Consider the following 16,668-nt stretch of genomic DNA (forward strand, 5'->3'; position numbering starts at 1 on the left):
CAGATCAGTCCTCCTGCGGGATGAGGCGGGCGAGGTCCTGGCGGCCGGAGACGCCCAGCTTCCGGTAGGCCCGGGTCAGGTGCATCTCCACCATCCGCCGGGAGACCGAGAGTCTTCGGGCGACGGCGGAGTTGGTCATGCCGTCGCGGACCAGTTCGGCGATGCGCCGCTCGGCCGCGGTGAGTTCCCGGCCCGCCGCCGGTCCGGGGAGGTCCGGCGGCTGTGCCGCGGCCACGCGGGGCGGTGCCGTGGGAGTGCCGGGTCCGCCGGTCAGTTCCCGGACCAGGCGGGTGCGCCGCGGGGTGTCCCACTCGGGCGGGGTGGCGTCCCGCAGCAGCCGGGCCGCCGCGGCCCTGGCCTCGCGGGACCGCTCGCCCTCGGTCACCAGGCCCAGGGCGAGCAGGGCCGTGCCGGCCGCGCTGGCGCTCCCCCACGCCTCGGCCGCCGCGTGCTCCTCCGCCGCCAGGCGCTCGGCACCGGCCCGGTCGCCGCAGCCCAGCCGGGCGGCGGCCGCGGCCGAACGCCACGGCACGACGGCCGGGTTGGTCCAGCCCCTGGCCAGCAGCCCGCGTCCGCACTCCAACAGGTCGGACAGGGCGACCTCGTGGTCGCCGGTGCGCAGCGCCAGCCGGCCCCTGGCGTAGAGGAACAGCGGCCACCACATGCCGTTCACGGCGCGGACCGGCATCTCGGCCGTCGCGCACCGGCGCGCCTCGTCCGCCTCGTCCCGTTCCAGGTGCAGCAGCAGGCGCATGGCCACGACCAGCGGCCTGGCCTTGACGGGCGCGGGGCTGGGCAGCTCCGCCCACTCCACCTCCGTGAGGTCCCGCTCCGCCTCCTCCAGCCATCCCCGGCGCAGGGCCACCAACGCGCGCAGGCTCAGGGCCGCCGTGACGGCCGTGCCCGCGCCCTGCTTCCGGGCCTCGGCGACGATCCCGTCGAGACCGGCCACCGCCTCCTCGTACGCGTCCGTCAGGGCCAGGGTGTAGCAGGCCGCCAACTGGGCGGTGAACAGGGCGGGATGGCCGCGCTCGGGGCGCAGCGCGGTCTCGGCCAGGGTACGTACGCGGGCGAGCGGCAGGCTCTGGTCCACGGCGGAGCGCAGGGCCAGGACGCCGGCCTGGGCGGGTCCTCGGGGCGGCCCGCTCAGCGGCGGCACAGGGGGCACGTCCACGCCTTCCTCCCTCGGCGCCCCGCCTCCGATCAGCCAGTACAGGGCCTGGCAGGCGTCCCGTTCCGCCGGGCCGGTGCCGGGGAGCGAGCGGGCCACCGCCGTGCCGCGGCGGACGGTCGCGGCGTGCCCCCAGGCGGCGAGCAGGTCGGCGGCGCGCAGCCGGGCCGCGGGGGGCACGTCGTGCGCCGGGCTGTACAGCACGCGCCACAGCGAGCGTTCGCCGCTGTCGGGGGCGTCCGTCAAGGAGGCCACGCCCAGGTCGACGAGCATCTGTGCCCGCCGGTGGGGAGCGAGCGGCTCGGCCAGCGCGCGTTCCAAGTAGCGGGCCGCGCGGGCGGGTTCGGTGTTCCGGTACCGGGCGGCGGCGCCGGCCAGGGCGTCCGCCGCCCATCCGGCCCCGGCCGCCCGGCCGCCCAGCAGCAGTTCAGCCAGCGGTACGTCGGGCAGGGCCATGCGGTGGCCGAGCGCGGCGGCTCGGGTGCGCAGGTCCTCGCGCTGCCGCACGGTCAGCCCGGCGAGCGCCTGGTCGGCCACGCCCGGGGGCGTGCGCGGGTGGTCCCCGTCCTGGACCAGTCCGGCGCCGGTCAGCAGGCGCAGCGCGCGGGGGGCGGGCAACGTGCGCAGGCCGGCCAGTTCGCAGAGCTGGCGGAGGCCGAGGTGGGGGCCGCCCACCGCGATCGCGCGGAGCAGGGAGGTGAGTTCGGGTCCGAGGCCGTCGACGATCCGCGCGGTGCGGTCGGCGACGGCCTCGGCGGCGCGTCCCGGCAGGCCGGCCGCCGCCTCGGCGGTGGGTCCGAGGCCGTCGGCCGCCAGCGCCGCCAGCACCGGGCGGAGCACCGCCGGGCTGCCCTCGCACGCGGCGGCGGCCGCCTCGGCGAACGTCTCCTCGACGGGTCCGTCGCAGACGGCGGCCAGCACCGCCGCCACCCCGTCCCGGGTCAGCGGCCGCGGCGTGAGGTGCGCGGTGGTGCCGGACAGGGCGGCGGGCACCATGCCGGGCACGCCGGCGACCAGGAGCGTCAGGGGCGCGCCGCGGGTGCGCCGTGCCATGGCCTCCAGCCACCGCAGCGAGTCGGCGTCGGCCCACTGCACGTCGTCGACGGCGAGGAGCAGCGGCCGTTCGCGCGCGGCCGCGAGGAAGGGATGGCAGAGCAGGGGCAGAGGCCGGTCGGCCGGGTCGTGGGCGTCGTCCGCGCGCAGGTGGGCCAGGAGTTGGGAAACGATGCCGAAGGGCAGGTCCGTCTCGGCCGGGGAGCCGTACGCGCACACGGCGGTGAGGCCCGCGCCGCGAGCCGTCGTGACGGCGTAGCGAAGGAGGGCGCTGCGTCCGGTGCCGGGGAGCCCCTCGACCGCGATCACCGCCGGACGGCCGGCGGCCAGTGCGTCGACGGCCTCGCGCAGGAGTGCCGTCTCGCCGTCCCGCTCGACGAGCACCTCCGCACCGTTCACCGGCCGCTGTCCGGGCGCGGTCCTCGTCGCCGTGCCGCCGCTCATGAGGCGACCGGGGCGGCCGGACGGGCGGCGGTCTGTGCGAGGGCGCGCAGCGCGGCGGACAGGTCGGCGCGGCCGGCCAGCCCGAGTTTGCGGTAGGTGGAGGTCAGGTGCATCTCCACCGTGCGCCGGGCGAGGAACAGGGACTCGGCGATCTCCTGGTTGGTGGCGCCCGCCGCCGCGGACTCGGCCACCCGTCGCTCGGTGCCGCTCAGCGAGCCGACCCCGGCCGGAGCGGTCCGGGAGCGGCCGGTGCCCGCTGCGGTCAGCGCTTCGCGGGTCGCGGCCGTCAGCCGGCGCGAGCCGCAGCGCCGCGCCGTCGCGTGCGCGCGGGTCAGGTGCGCGTGGGCGCCCGTGAGGTCGCCGCGCCTCGACAGCTCCCGGCCCAGCAGGAGTTCGGAGCGTGCGCGGTCCAGCCGGGCCTGCGAGCGGGAGAGGGTCTCGACGGCGGCGGCCAGCAGGTCCAGGCGGCGGTCGCCGCGGGCCGCCGTGCCCGCCGCGAGGAGCGCCTTGCCCAGCGCGTGGGGGGTGCCCCAGCGGCGGGCCCGCTCCAGGTCCTCCTCGGCCAGGGCGGCGGCCTCGGCGGTACGGCCGAGCCCGGCCAGGGCCGTGACGGCCACGGTGCGCCACGTCGCCCACGCCGGGTCGCCCATGCCCGCCTCGGCGAACCACCGCCCGCAGCGCCGGGCGCGGGCCAGCGCACCCTCCGGGTCGCCCGCGCGCAGCCGGACGCAGGCCCAGGTCGTCAGGTGCCAGGACCGCCCCAGGACCGACTGGCCCAGACCGGACTCCGCCGCCCGGCCGAGGGCCGCCTCCGCGGCGTCGGTCGCCCCCTGCTCGCTCTGGACGGCGGCCCAGGCGATGAACGGCAGCGCGGAGCCGGGGCTCTGCCGGGGGCGGCCCATGCTCTCCAGGGCGGCCCGCGCGTCGGCGAGGGCGGCGGGGAAGTCGCCCAGCCGGTGGCGCACCATCGAACGGTCCGCCAGCAGCCACCACCGGGGCAGGCATCCGTTGCCGTCGGCCATCGCGGGTTCCAGCGTCTCCAGGGCCCTGCCGGGCTCGTCGGCCAGGTGGAAGAGCACGGCGGCCTGGACGCGCATCCAGTCCGGGGCACCGGCGCCCGCGGCGCCCACGGCCCGGGCGGCCAGGTCGACGACCTTGCGGGCGGGCGCGCCTTCCAGGGCACCCAGTTGGGCCCGCACGAGCAGACTGCCGCCCGCGGCGGTCTCGGCGGGCTCCCGCGCGGTGGCCGCGCGGGCCCGTTCCCGCACGGCGGCGAAGGCCGGCTTCTCGTGCAGTGCGGCGAAGAGGACGGCCGACTCGATCCGCCAGCACAGGTCGCGGCCGGCCTCGTCGCCGCCGGGGCCCAGCGCGGCCCGCAGCGTGTCGAGGGCGCGGGAGAGCACGGTGAGCGCCGGGCGGCCCACGGCCTGCGCGGTCATGCCGAACTGGAGGGCGACGGACGCGCGCAGCCGTGCGTCGGCGGTCCGTGCCAGCAGGCTCTGCAAGGTGTCCAGCGCGGCCTCGGGGTCGGTGGCGGCGAGGGCTCCGGCCAGTTCCAGCCCGGTGCGTACGCGACTGCGCTCGTCGCTCTCGTCCGCCAGCAGGCGGCGCAGGTACGGGACGGCCGGGGACCGGTCCTCGTGCCGCCGGGCCTGCTCGGCCGCGTCGCGCAGCACGCCGCGCATCCATCCCTCGCCGAGCCGAGGCAGCGGCAGCAGGTGGACCGCGACCTCGGTGGCGGCTAAGCCCTCGTCGTTGAGCAGCCGGGCCGCGCCGGCGCGTAACCGCGCCACCTCGTCGGCCGGTGTGACTTCGAGGACCGCCGTGCGGAGGGTCTCCAGCCCGCCGGTGGCGAGCAGTTCGTCGTCGCGGTAGCCGCCGAGCACCGCCGACACCAGACGGGTCGGCACTCCGGCGAGCGCTCCGACGCGCTCGGGCGACGCGACGTCACCGGTGCCCGCCACGGCGTCCGGAGGGGAATCGGTCCAGCCGAGCACGGCCGCGGCGCGCACCACCTGACGTTCCGTCACATCCAGGCTTCTCAGACGCGCCCGCACTAAGGAGGTGTGGATCCGGCGCCATGCCGCGTCGACGTCCGCGGCGGCCCGCGCGCCCGGCCGTAGGCCCTGCCCGCGCAGCCGCGTCAGAAGGCGCCGGAGCAGCAGGGGGTTCCCGCCGGAGAGTTCCGCGCAGCGCCGTACGACCTCGGCCTCGGGCGCGCCGCCCAGGCAACGTGCCGCGGCCGCGGCCACGTCCTCCTCGACCAGCGGCCCGAGGGCCAGCAGCCGGGTCGTCGGGTGACGGACGATCCTGCCGAGCGTCGGGCCGGCCGGACCGGCGGGATGGCCGTCCCGCCCTCCCCAGGCCAGCACGACCAACAGCGGGAGTCCTTCCGGCCGGTGGAGCAGGGACTCCAGCCAGCGCAGGGAACGCTCGTCGCACCACTGGGCGTCGTCCACGACGAGCACGACAAGCCCCGCCGAGGCGGAGGCTTGGGCCAGCCGTTCCCGGCGGGATGGCGCGCCGCCCCCCACGTCACCGAAGAGCCGGCCGACCGTGGCGTCCGGAGCCTCCGCGGTTCCCCGGCAACCAGCCGCGGACAGCACCGTGGCTCCGCCCAGCCGGCCGTCGTGCCGGAACCCGTCGAGCAGCGCCGTCTTCCCGCTCCCCGTGTCCCCCCGCACGACGACGCAGCGCGCGCTCCCGGCGCGCGCCTTCCCGGCGCGGGAGAACAGGGTGTCCAACTCGGAAGAACGGCCGACCATGCCCCACTCCGTCGCCGGGACGGAAGATCTCACCTTGCCGGACATGACACCCGTTCCTTTCGACGCTGCCGACGACGCGGCACCCGACAGCGCGGCCGTTCTCGTGCGGTGGTTCCCCGGGCAGTCTCGAAGGCCCCGATCAAGATCCGATCAACAGCCGGTCATCGTCCCCGCCACCGCGCGCCAGGTCGTCCGTCCGGCAGGCGTAGGCGTATCCGGCGACGGCGTACGGCTGGTACTCGGGGACGCGAGCAGGCGCACGCCGCAGAGGAGGACGGGCTCGTGCCGCCTCGCCCCCCGCCGTGCCGCCGTGTCGCCGGATCAGCGGGCGGCGTTCGGACCAGGCACGGGGCGGACCCGGGCACCGTCATGCGGTACGGGGCCGACCGCCGCGTCAGGGGTGGCCGCGAGGCGTTCCAGTTCCCGGACGAGACGGCCGGCCAGTGCCCTGGCCTGGATGCTGTCGTAGCGGTCGGTCCGATGGTCCAGTCGCAGGGTCAGGCCGGCACCGGACGCCCGGGCGTCGAGGGACAGCGGGTAGTGCGTGCCACCCCGGACATCGACGCCACGCACGTCGACGCCGCCCATCCGCCGCAGTGCCGTGGGGTCGAACGGGGCGTCGTGGAAGGCCATATGGGCGTCGGACAGGTCGCCGCCGCCCGCGGCGGGGTCGCTGTTCTCCCGGTTCTCCCGGTCCGGGCGCCGGAGCGACCGGACGACCGCGTCCTCGTCCCGGAGGCGCGCCGCGAGATCCACCAGAGTGTCCTCGGCGGCGGCCCGGAACCGTACCGGCACGAGGTGCGCGAACGGCCCGATGAGGGACGCCGCGCCGGGTGCGTCGGAGGCGCGGCCCGGGACGGTGGCGCCGAAGACGAACTCGTCGCGGCCCGTGTGGGCGCGCAGGACGAGCCCCCAGGCCGTGCGGACGACGATGCCGAGGGTCAGCCCGTGGTGGCGGGCGGTCTTGCGCAGGGCGTCGGTGCGTTCCTCGCCCAGCTCGGTGGTGTGCGACTCGGGCAGCAGCCTGCCGCCGACGTCGGCGACGAGGGCCGAGGACGCGGGGCCGAAGCCCTCCGGGCCGCGGGTCCACTTGTCCCGCGACACCTCCCCAACGACGCCGTGCTCCTGACGGTGCAGACGGGCGAGGTGGGTGAGTTGCTCGGGGAAAGCGGCTCCGGGCACGGACGGCGACTGCTCCGGCCCCGCCTCGTAGAGCCGGAAGAGCTCGGCGCGCAGCAGCGTGAGCGACCGCTCGTCGAGCAACGCCTGATGGGCGCTGACGAGCAGGACGTGGTGGTCGGGCGCCAGCCTGACGAGGGTGAAGCGCATGAGTGGCGGCCGTGTCACGTCGAAGCGTCTGGCCCGGTCGGCCTCCAGGAGCTGGGTGCACCAGACCTGTTGGTCTTCGCCGAGCATCCCGGACAGGTCGTTGAAACGCCACGGAAGGTCCGCCTCCCGGGCGATGGTCTGGAGCGGTCCGGCGCGATGGTCCAGGAGGAACGAGGCCCGGAGCGCCGGGTGGCGTTCCAGGAGCGAGCGGCAGGCGGTGCGCAACGCGTCTGCGTCGAGGGCGCCTTCGAGGTCGTACGCCATCTGCAGGGTGCAGACGTCGGCCCCGTGCCGGGTGCGCAGGGTGTGCCGCAGCTGTTCCCGTTGCAGGGGGGTGACCGGCAGGATGGCGGCCGCGTGCGGGTGGGCCGTCTCGATCTCTTCGATCTCGTGCTGTTCGAGGTGTGTCAGGGGCACTTCGGCAGGGTCCGATCCGTCGGTGTCTTCCGGGGCGTCTTCCGGGTCCACGAGGTGCGCGAGTGCGCACAGCGCCCGGACCCGTGGTCGGCCAGTTCGCGGGCCCCGTTCTCCGTCAGCACGGTCCTGGCCCAGGTGCAGGTCGTCGTCAGCAGGGGGACGCCGTTGCCGTCGTCGTGGACGAGCGCGTTGATCTCGACGCTGTGGGCGGGCGGCGGATCCGGGTCGGCGCCACCGCTGAGCGCGTCCCGCACCGCAGCGAGCGACCGGTTCGCACGGCCGGCGGCGTCGGCGTGGCCGAGGTAGAGGGGCTGTGGGCCGGCAGCCCGGCCAGGTGTGCCGCGGCGGGTGGGTTGAGGTGACGCAGGAGCCCGTGGCCGAGGCGGTGCGCGGACGCCGCGGGGAGTTGGCGCACGAGCCGGCCCGCGGTGCCGACGGTGTCCTGTTCCGGGTCCGGTGCGGGCAGCCCGTGGAGCGGGGCGGGATGACCCAACACCCGTTTTCCGTAGGCGAGTTCGGCGTTCCGACCCGCTTTCACGGCCGCGTGGGTCGGCTCGGTGACCCGGGCGCCGAACGACGTGCGGGGCTGGCCCGGCGTGGCCCACCCGGGGCTGGCGTACTGTCGCCAGGCGTGGGCGAGGTCGGCGGTCAGGATGCCGCCTGACACCGCGGCCGCGACGGGGCCACGGCGCTCCGCCGGCCGGCCTGTGACCGGGGGCAGCGGGAAACCGCCGGTCACGGGGCCGGAGCCGGGCTGCGATGCGGCGCGGCTGGGCAGCAGCGGGTGTCTGTCGGAAGTGAGCACCAATGCCTCGCGCAAGGTCGTGCGCCATGCATGACGGAACATCAGGCGGCGGGGGCTACGGAAGGGCGGGCGGCGGTGGAACGCCGCCCTCCTGTACCGCCCGAAGCTATTCCGCGGTGGTCAACACCGGACCAACGCGGAGTCAACGCGGTGTCAACACGCTGGGGACCGTAGGACTTGCGGAGGTCAACAGGCTACGGGACGACCGCCGGACCGCACCCGAGAGGGCCGTCGGCGGCCACGCCGCGGGGGATCACACCCCGTGGCCGGGCAGGCCCAACTCCTTGAACAACGAGGCCGCGAGCTCCAGTTGCTCGTCCGCCTCCTCGCCCACGTCGCTCCCCGCACCGCCGTCCGGGCCACCGCCCCGGCCGGCCGTGCCGAGCGCCCGCAGGACGGAGCCGAGGAGCCGGTGCCCGCGGGCCATGATGAGGTTCTCCTGGACCAGGGTGGCCCGCTCGACCGCGCGGCGCGCGTGGGCGAGGGCGGCCGCCGGGTCGCCGCCCTCCAGGAACACCTCGCCCAGCCGACACAGGCATTCCGTCTCGATCCGGACGTGCCCGCTCGCGGCGGCCCGCTCCACGACGTCCGTGTACAGCTCCACGGCCCGCTCGTGGCGGCCCGCGCCGCGGTGGCTGTCCCCCTCGATCATCATGACGGTGATCAGCCACTTGAGGTCGTCGGCCTCGGTCAGCGTCGCCGCGAGGTCGCGGCACTCCTCCCCGACCCGGTCGAGCTCGGACCGGCGCGCGGGGTCGGTGGCCTCGACGCCGAGCAGCACGGTGCGCCGCCGGGCGACGAGCCGGTGGTCACCGCTGGTCTCCGCCAGGGCGACGGAGAGCCCGGCGTGGGCGCGGGCGTCGGTGAAGTCGCCCCGCTGGTGGTGGAGGTCCGCCAGCATGGAATGCGCGAAGAGCACGGCGAGAAACCGCCGGGTGCTGTCCCCCGGCCACCGGCCGCCACCGAAGATCTCGACGGTCCTGAGCAGGTGGCCGCGTGAGCGGTCGAAGGCGACGTGGTGGCGGAGGATGACCCCCGCCGAGTAGTGCGCCGTGCCGTAGACCCCCTGGTCGCACCGGTCGGCGGCCGTGTCGACGATCGCCGTGGCGGCCCGCGCCAGGGTCGCCAGGGGGATGGAGTCCTCGAAGCAGGGCAGGAGGGCCAGGATGTCGACGCTGAGGGCGATCGCCGTCGCGTCCGCGGTGGCCGCGGCCTGCTCGACGAGGGCCGCCATGGCGGGCATGTTCGCCCGGACCCACTCCACGGCGGCGGGGCCGCGGCCCACCCGGGCACCGGCCGAACTGCGCGGGTGGATCTCGTGGGTCAGCGGCTGGGACAGCGGCTGGGTCTCCACGACGGCGGTGACGAGGGAGGAGCACATGAAGTCCACGGCGGAGCGCACGGCCAGGTCCCGCTCCCGCTCGCTCAGCGTGGCCCGCGCGCGCCCACGGGCGTAGGCGGCGATCAGGTCGTGGAAGCGGTAGCGGCCCGCCGCGACGGACTCCAACAGAGCGACGTCCACGAGGGATTCCAGCACGTCCTCCGCGTCCAGCTCGGAGAGGCCGAGCACGGCGGCGGCCTCCTGCGCGCCCCACTCGTGCCAGTGCGGCACCGCGATCGTCATGAAGGCCCGCTCCTGCTCCGGTGTCAGTTGGGAGCATGACAGCTCGAAGACCGCGTCCACCGCCAGGTCACCGGCACGCAACTCGCCCATGAGGCGCGCCTCGTCGGACACCCGGGCCAGCAGGGCGGCGACCGACCAGGACGGGCGGACCGCCAGCCGGGCCGCCGCCACGCGCAGCGCCAGTGGCAGGTAGCCGCAGACGGCCACCAGGTCCGCGACGGCTCCGGGCTCCTCCTCGACCCGGTGCGCACCGGCGATCCGGCCGATGAGCGCCACCGCCTCACGCGGACTGAGCACGCCCAGCCGCAGCATGGCCGTCGCGGGCATGGCGGTGAGCGCCCGGGCCGTGATCAGGGCCGCGCACCGGGGGCCGCCCGGCAACAACGGCTGGACCTGGGCCACGCTGTGGGCGTTGTCGAGGACGATCAGCAGGGAGCGGCGACCGACGACGGACCGGAAGAGCGCGGCGCGGTCGGCCTCCCGCACCGGGATGCGTTCCGGCGGGGTGCCCAGCGCGGCGAGGAAGCCGCCCAGCACGTCCCTGGGCTCGGCCGGCTCCCCGTCGGCACCGCGCAGGTCGGCGTAGAGCTGGCCGTCGGGGAAGCTGTCGGCGACCGTGTGGGCCACGTGCAGGGCGAGAGAGGTCTTGCCCACGCCGCCCATGCCGGTAACCCCCACGACCGTGTGGGCGTCGCGATCGGTGAGTACGGTGGTCAGCTCGGCGATCTGCTTGTAACGCCCCGTGAAGTCGGCGGGGGGCGCGGGCAGTTGCGCGGGGCGGGGCGCCGCACGGGAGCCGTCCGGGGCCGGGGCTGCGGCCCGGCCCTCACCGGCGGACGCGGGCTCCGCCGCCGCGAGCAGCCCGGGGTCACCGGCCAGGATGCGGGCGTGGAGCTGCCGCAGCTCGGCACCGGCGTCGATGCCGAGTTCCTCGGCCAGGAGGGTGGCCGCGCTCGTGTAGGCGTCCAGGGCCTCCGCGGTACGTCCTGACCGGTACAGGGCGGTCATCAGGAAGGCGTGCAGCCGCTCGCGGTAGCGGTGGGTCTCCAGCGCGCGCAGGATGCGGGGGATCGCCACATCGTGCCGCCCGCACGCGAGGAGCAGCTCCAGATGGTGCTCCAGGGCGGTGGCGTGCTGTTCGGTCAGGATGCGCCGCTGTCCCTCGGCGTTCGGTCCGGACAGCCCGGGGAGGGCGGCGCCGTGCCACATGCCCAGGGCTTCCTCCAGCTGGGCCAGCGCCAGGTCCTGCTGCCCGCCCACGGCGGACTGGCGCGCCTGCGCCGTGAGACGGCCGAATCGCAGCGCGTCCACGGCGTCCGCGGGGAGCCGCAGGGTGTAGCCGCCGTCACCGGACTCGATGAGGCTCGCCCCGTCGTGGCCGCTGTCGATCCTGGAGCGCAGGCGGTGGACGTAGTTGACGACCACGCGGCGCGCGGACGCGGGAGGGGCGCCGTGGTAGAGGTCCTCGATCAGCTGATCCGCCGTCACCAGGCGCCCGGCGCGCAGGGCCAGGGCCGCCAGCAGTGCCTGCTCGCCCGGAGTGCCGGGCGAGCCCTCCTCACCGGTCGGCGAGAGGAACCGGACAGGGCCCAGCAGCCGGACGCGCACGCCATCGTCTATCGTGCCCAACGACGAGGACTCCTGTCTCCACCAGCGCGTATGCGGGGAAGTCTACCTACCGGCACAGGGTGCCGGACCGGGCGGCGGCGAGGACCGACCACGCACCGCCGCCCTCCGCCCGCATCTCCCCTACGGCGCTCGGGAGTTGGCGAGCTACTCGCCCTTGAGGCCCTGGTGGGTACGGTCCCCGCACGCCGCCAGGACGAGCGGCGGCGGCCACGCCGGACCCTGCCACTCCGCCCCGGCCGCGGCGACGAGCGCGAGCCGTGTCACCCGGAGTCGGGGGCGGGCCGGGTCCGCGGGGGCGAGCCGCCGAGGTCACCAGCCGCCCATGTCCCGCGGCGCACCTCGCTCGCGCGTTCCCCTCCTGGCCCGATCAGGCGGGAAACCGGGAAGCCCACCGAAAACGATCATGCAAAGCTCCGCGGGGTACCGCACGACGGCGCGGCGAACTACCCGCACACGCACGCTACTTACCAGGTCAGGCAAGAGCCGTCGTGCCGGCCTGCCGTGTGGTATTGCTTCCGGGCATGGACGTCAAGCGGGCCCCGGGCCACCCCTTCCAGCGCATCTCACTCCCCCACCAGCCGCCCCGGTTGCCGCCACCGCGCGCCCGACGCCCGGTGGCGGAGGACACCCCGATCTTCGACCAGTTGCTCAAGGAGTGGCGGGCCGGCACGCTGCGGCCGGTGGTGACCTGGCCGGTGGACGATCCCGGGAAGAGCAGGCAGGGCACGGTTGTTGCGGGTGAAGATGGACGTCCCCGACCACGGAACCGCACCGAGGAGCCCGAGCATGAGCCTGTACGACATTCCGCTGCGCACCCTGACCGGTGAGCCCGCCTCCCTCGCCGACTACCGGGGCAAGGCCCTGCTGGTGGTGAACGTGGCGTCCAAGTGCGGACTGACCCCGCAGTACACGGGGCTGGAGCGGCTCCAACAGCGGTTCGCCGACCGCGGGTTCAGCGTCCTGGGCTTCCCCAGCAACCAGTTCGCCGGCCAGGAGCCCGGCACCGCCGAGGAGATCGCCACGTTCTGCTCGGCGACGTACGGCGTCAGCTTCCCGCTCTTCGAGAAGACCGACGTCAACGGCGAGGACCGACACCCGCTCTACGCCGAGCTGACCGACACCCCGGACGCGGAGGGGTCGGCCGGCGACGTCCAGTGGAACTTCGAAAAGTTCGTCATCGACCACACCGGCGCGATCGCCGGCCGCTTCCGGCCGCGGACGGAGCCGGAGGCGGACGAACTGGTCGAGGCGATCAAGGCGGCCCTGCCGGCCTGATCCCGGGGGCGCCCGGAGGGGCGGGCCGTGGCCTTGTCCGGCCGGGGCCCGCCGTCCCTCGCACGCGGCCGGGCGCGTTGACGGTCGCGGCGGAGCGGTGAGGCCGTCGGCGGGCGGGGGCGACGGCATCGCCTTGGTGCGCCCGTTCCGTTACCTCCCCGATGTCATCCTTCCGGGCGAATTAGACTGGTCGCAGACGTACCGTCCGACACTGTCAGCCCAGAAGGCGCCGCCCATGCCGCCGTTCCCCGAGCCCGTCGATCCGCACGACGGCGCCGGGCCCGCGGGTTCGGCGGCGGAGCTCGCCGAGCGCACCGCGCAGGACCTGCGGAATCTGGCCGGCGGCCCGCTGGCGCGGCTGCCGCAGTTGCTGGAGGCGATGGTCGCCATCGGCTCCGACCTGGACGTGCACCGGGTGCTGGACCGGATCGCCGAGACCGCCGCGTCGCTGACCGGCGCCCGTTATGCGGCCGTGGAGGTGCTGGACGAGGACGGCGAGGGGCGGCGCGATCTGATCACCCACGGCAGCCCGCCCGAGGGCCGGCCGACCGCCCCGTTCGCGCTGCGGGTGCCGATCAAGGTGCAGGGCGAGCTGTTCGGGAGCGTCTACCTGGCCGGGAAGGCGGGCGGCGGGGCGACGCGGCCGTTCGGCGAGGTGGATCTGCACCTGGTGCGGGTGCTGGCCACCGAGGCCGGGATCGCCATGGGCAACGCCCGGATGCACGCCGCGGCCCGGCAGCGCAGGCGCTGGATCGACGGGGCGGCGTCGGTGACCACGGCGCTGCTGGCCGGTCCGGAGAGCGGCTCGGCGGCCGAGCACGCGCTGACCGTGGTCGCCGAGAAGGGGCGGGAGTTGGCGGAGGCGGCGACCGGGGCGGTGCTGCTGCCGCGGTCCGACGGCGCGATGGAGGTGGTGGCGATCTCCACCCTGCTGTCGGAGTCCGTGCGGGCCGAGGCGTACGGCGGCGCGATCCCGCCGGAGAGCCCGGTCCTGCACCAGATCCACGCGGGGCTGGCGGTGTTCTCCGACGACTTCGCCGACGACCCCCGGTCGATCTCCCCGCTGTCGCGCCACTACGGGCCGACGATGCTGCTGCCGCTGCGCAGCGGCGACCGGGTACTGGGCGCGCTGGCGCTCTGCCGGGCGTCCGGGGGCCCCCGCTTCACGCACGTGGAACGGACGTTGGGCACCCAGTTCGCCTCCCAGGCGGCGCTGGCGCTGGTGCTGGCCGACCGCCACCACGACCGCCAGCGGCTCGCGGTCTACGAGGACCGCGACCGGATCGCCCGCGATCTGCACGACCTGGTGATCCAACGGCTCTTCGCCACCGGGATGTTGCTGGAGAGCGCCCACCGCACCGCCGTCCGCCCGGACGTGAAGGAGGACGTGCGGCGGGCGGTGGACGAGCTGGACGCGACGATCCAGGAGATCCGCACCGCGATCATCGCGCTCCAGCAGGGGCCGCCGGAGGCGCCGGCCGGGCTGCGCACCCGGATCCTCCGGGAGGCCGGGGCGGCCGCGGCGGTGCTGGGCGCCCGGCCGTCGGTGCTGTTCGTGGGGCCGGTGGACGCCCGGGTCGGCGCGGAGTCAGGCCGGGCACTGGTGGCCGCGGCCGGCCGGGCGCTGACGGAGCTGACGCCGGCGGCGGAGCCGGCCCGGGTCGTCGTCGACGCCACCGTCACGCTGGCCGACGGCCGGGCGGGCGTCCGGCTGACGGTGATCGGCGGAAGTGAACGCGAGGGCGCGGAGGGCGGGGCCGACGCCGACCCGGACGGGGCGGTGGTCTGGGAGGGGCCGCTTCAGCCGTAGGCGGGGCGGGGTGCGGGTCGACGGCGTAACGTCGGCCGGGCCAGGGCACGTTGGGGACGGTGGCCGCTCGACGGTCGACGGCCGGCGGCGGTGCGGTCGTCGGTGGGGCCCGCCCCGACGACGTTTCGCGGCGGGCCCCGGCGCTCGCCCGGGTGCCCCTGGCCGGAATCCCTTGACCTCAAGATTGGTTTAGGTTCTAGGTTCTTTCGTGTCGCCGGTCATCCACGGCGATCCCGTGACGACGACCCCGGCAATCAGGAGGCCGCGATGGACATGGAAGTCACCGCCTGGCATTCGTTGCACAGCACGATCACCGCTCAGCAGGGGAAGCGCCGCCTCTCCCCCGGAACGCTGCGCCGGATCGCGGCCTTCGCCCGCCCGCATCGCCGGATGCTGGTGTGGTTCCTGGTGCTGAGCACGGTCACCGCGCTGCTCGCGGTGGCCACCCCGCTGCTCGCCGGGCGGGTGGTGGACGCGATCGTCGGCGGCAAGTCGGCCGGGCTGGTGCTCAGCCTGTCCGGGCTGATCGCGGGGATCGCCCTGGCGGAGGCCGGGCTCGGACTGCTGACCCGCTGGCTGTCGGCGCGCATCGGCGAGGGCCTCATCCTCGACCTGCGCACCACGGTCTACGACCACGTCCAGCGGATGCCGATCGCGTTCTTCACCCGCACCCGCACCGGGGCACTGGTCAGCCGGCTGAACAACGACGTGATCGGCGCCCAACGGGCGTTCAGCGACACCCTCTCCGGAGTCGTCAGCAACATCGTGACGCTGCTGCTCACCCTCGGCGTGATGCTCACGCTGTCCTGGCAGATCACCCTGATCGCGCTGGTGCTGCTGCCGATCTTCGTGCTGCCCGCCCGCATGGTGGGCCGGCGGCTGGCGGCGCTGCGGCGGGAGGGCGCCGACCACAACGCGGCGATGGGCACGCAGATGACCGAGCGGTTCTCCGCGCCCGGCGCGACCCTGGTGAAGCTGATGGGCCGGCCGGCGCGCGAGTCCGCGGAGTTCGCCGCCCGGGCCCGCCGGGTGCGCGACATCGGCGTCCGCTCGGCCATGGTGCAGACGTACTTCGTCACCGCGCTCACCCTGGTCTCCGCGCTGGCGCTGGCCGTGGTCTACGGGCTGGGCGGGTTCCTGGCGCTGCGCGGGCAGTTGGAGGCGGGCGCGATCGTCTCGCTCGCGCTGCTGCTCACCCGGCTCTACGCCCCGCTGACCGCGCTGTCCGGCGCGCACATCGAGGTGATGAGCGCGCTGGTCAGCTTCGAGCGGGTCTTCGAGGTGCTGGACCTCAAGCCGCTGATCACCGAGCGGCCGGACGCCCGCCCGGTGCCCGAGGGCCCGGTGTCGGTGGAGTTCGACGCGGTGCGGTTCGGCTACCCGGCCGCGGACAAGGTGTCGCTGGCCTCTCTGGAGGAGGTCGCCACGCTCGACACCCGGGGCGGCGAGGAGGTCCTGCACGACGTCTCCTTCCGCGCCGAACCGGGTCACATGGTCGCGCTGGTCGGCTCGTCGGGCGCCGGCAAGTCGACGATCGCGCAGTTGCTGCCGCGGCTGTACGACCCGGATTCCGGCGCGGTGCGGCTGGCCGGGGTGGACGTCCGCGAGCTGACCGCGGCCTCGTTGCGGAACACCCTGGGCATGGTCACCCAGGACGGCCACCTCTTCCACGACTCGATCCGGGAGAACCTGCTGCTGGCCAACCCCGAGGCCACCGAGGACGAGCTGTGGGACGCGCTGCGCCGGGCCCGCCTGGAGGAACTGATCGCCTCGCTGCCGGACGGTCTGGACACCGTCGTCGGCGAGCGCGGCTACCGGCTCTCCGGCGGCGAGCGGCAGCGGCTGACCATCGCCCGGCTACTGCTGGCCCACCCCCGGGTGGTCATCCTGGACGAGGCCACCGCCCACTTGGACAACACCTCGGAGGCGGCCGTCCAAGAGGCGCTCGCCGAGGCGCTGGAGGGGCGGACCGCGCTGGTGATCGCGCACCGGCTGTCGACCGTGCGGGCCGCCGATCTGATCCTGGTCGTCGAGGCCGGCCGGATCGTCGAGCGGGGCACCCACGAGACACTGCTGGCGGCCGGCGGCCGCTATGCCGAGCTGTACCGGACGCAGTTCGTCACGGCGCGGCACGGGGCGGCGGACGCCGGAGACTCCCCGGCCCCGCTGGGCGTTCCGGCCGGGCCGGACGACGACCGTCCCGAGCCGGCCACCGAGCCCTCGTTGGTGAACTGACGCCCCAAAGCCCCCGGCACCGCGCGGCCCCCGTCCCCAGGGCGGGGCCGCGCGCATGCCCGTATCGGGCCCGCCGGTGCGCGCTAGTAGGACGGCACCACCCCGCGACAT

General features: G+C 75.6%; 8 protein-coding genes. 3 read left to right on the forward strand and 5 right to left on the reverse strand.

Annotated elements, in window-relative coordinates; translation table 11 throughout:
- Positions 1-4: 4 nt before the first annotated feature.
- The 5 genes from ACIQU6_RS29140 to ACIQU6_RS29160 all read right to left on the reverse strand — a co-directional run bounded on the left by ACIQU6_RS29140 (position 5) and on the right by ACIQU6_RS29160 (position 11,237).
- On the reverse strand, positions 5-2,668 hold the full coding sequence (locus ACIQU6_RS29140) for an AAA family ATPase (RefSeq protein ID WP_403484668.1): 2,664 nt from the start codon (positions 2,666-2,668) through the stop codon (positions 5-7).
- Positions 2,665-5,478 (reverse strand): LuxR C-terminal-related transcriptional regulator, encoded by a 2,814-nt coding sequence (locus tag ACIQU6_RS29145; protein WP_403484669.1) that lies wholly within the window; start codon positions 5,476-5,478, stop codon positions 2,665-2,667. Before ACIQU6_RS29145 ends, ACIQU6_RS29140 begins: the two co-directional genes overlap by 4 nt.
- A gap of 276 nt (positions 5,479-5,754) precedes the next feature.
- The gene (locus ACIQU6_RS29150) at positions 5,755-7,179 is read right to left on the reverse strand and encodes a condensation domain-containing protein (protein ID WP_403484670.1); all 1,425 of its coding nucleotides are present in this window, start codon (positions 7,177-7,179) and stop codon (positions 5,755-5,757) included.
- Entirely contained in the window at positions 7,170-7,433 is a 264-nt protein-coding gene (locus ACIQU6_RS29155) for a hypothetical protein (RefSeq protein WP_403484671.1), read from the reverse strand. Before ACIQU6_RS29155 ends, ACIQU6_RS29150 begins: the two co-directional genes overlap by 10 nt.
- A gap of 804 nt (positions 7,434-8,237) precedes the next feature.
- Positions 8,238-11,237 (reverse strand): BTAD domain-containing putative transcriptional regulator, encoded by a 3,000-nt coding sequence (locus ACIQU6_RS29160; protein WP_403484672.1) that lies wholly within the window; start codon positions 11,235-11,237, stop codon positions 8,238-8,240.
- A 786-nt stretch (positions 11,238-12,023) separates the two neighbouring features.
- On the opposite strand from ACIQU6_RS29160, the gene ACIQU6_RS29165 reads away from it, so the two are divergent.
- From ACIQU6_RS29165 to ACIQU6_RS29175, 3 genes are all read left to right on the forward strand, one after another.
- On the forward strand, positions 12,024-12,512 hold the full coding sequence (locus ACIQU6_RS29165) for a glutathione peroxidase (protein ID WP_403484673.1): 489 nt from the start codon (positions 12,024-12,026) through the stop codon (positions 12,510-12,512).
- 235 nt (positions 12,513-12,747) lie between these two features.
- Positions 12,748-14,322, forward strand: a complete 1,575-nt coding sequence (locus ACIQU6_RS29170; protein WP_403484674.1) for a GAF domain-containing protein — start codon at positions 12,748-12,750, stop codon at positions 14,320-14,322.
- A 267-nt stretch (positions 14,323-14,589) separates the two neighbouring features.
- Positions 14,590-16,557, forward strand: a complete 1,968-nt coding sequence (locus ACIQU6_RS29175) for an ABC transporter ATP-binding protein (RefSeq protein WP_403484675.1) — start codon at positions 14,590-14,592, stop codon at positions 16,555-16,557.
- Positions 16,558-16,668 lie beyond the last annotated feature (111 nt).

Origin of the sequence: Streptomyces sp. NPDC090442 (assembly GCF_044769405.1) — a bacterium.
In the GTDB taxonomy this organism is placed as follows: domain Bacteria; phylum Actinomycetota; class Actinomycetes; order Streptomycetales; family Streptomycetaceae; genus Streptomyces.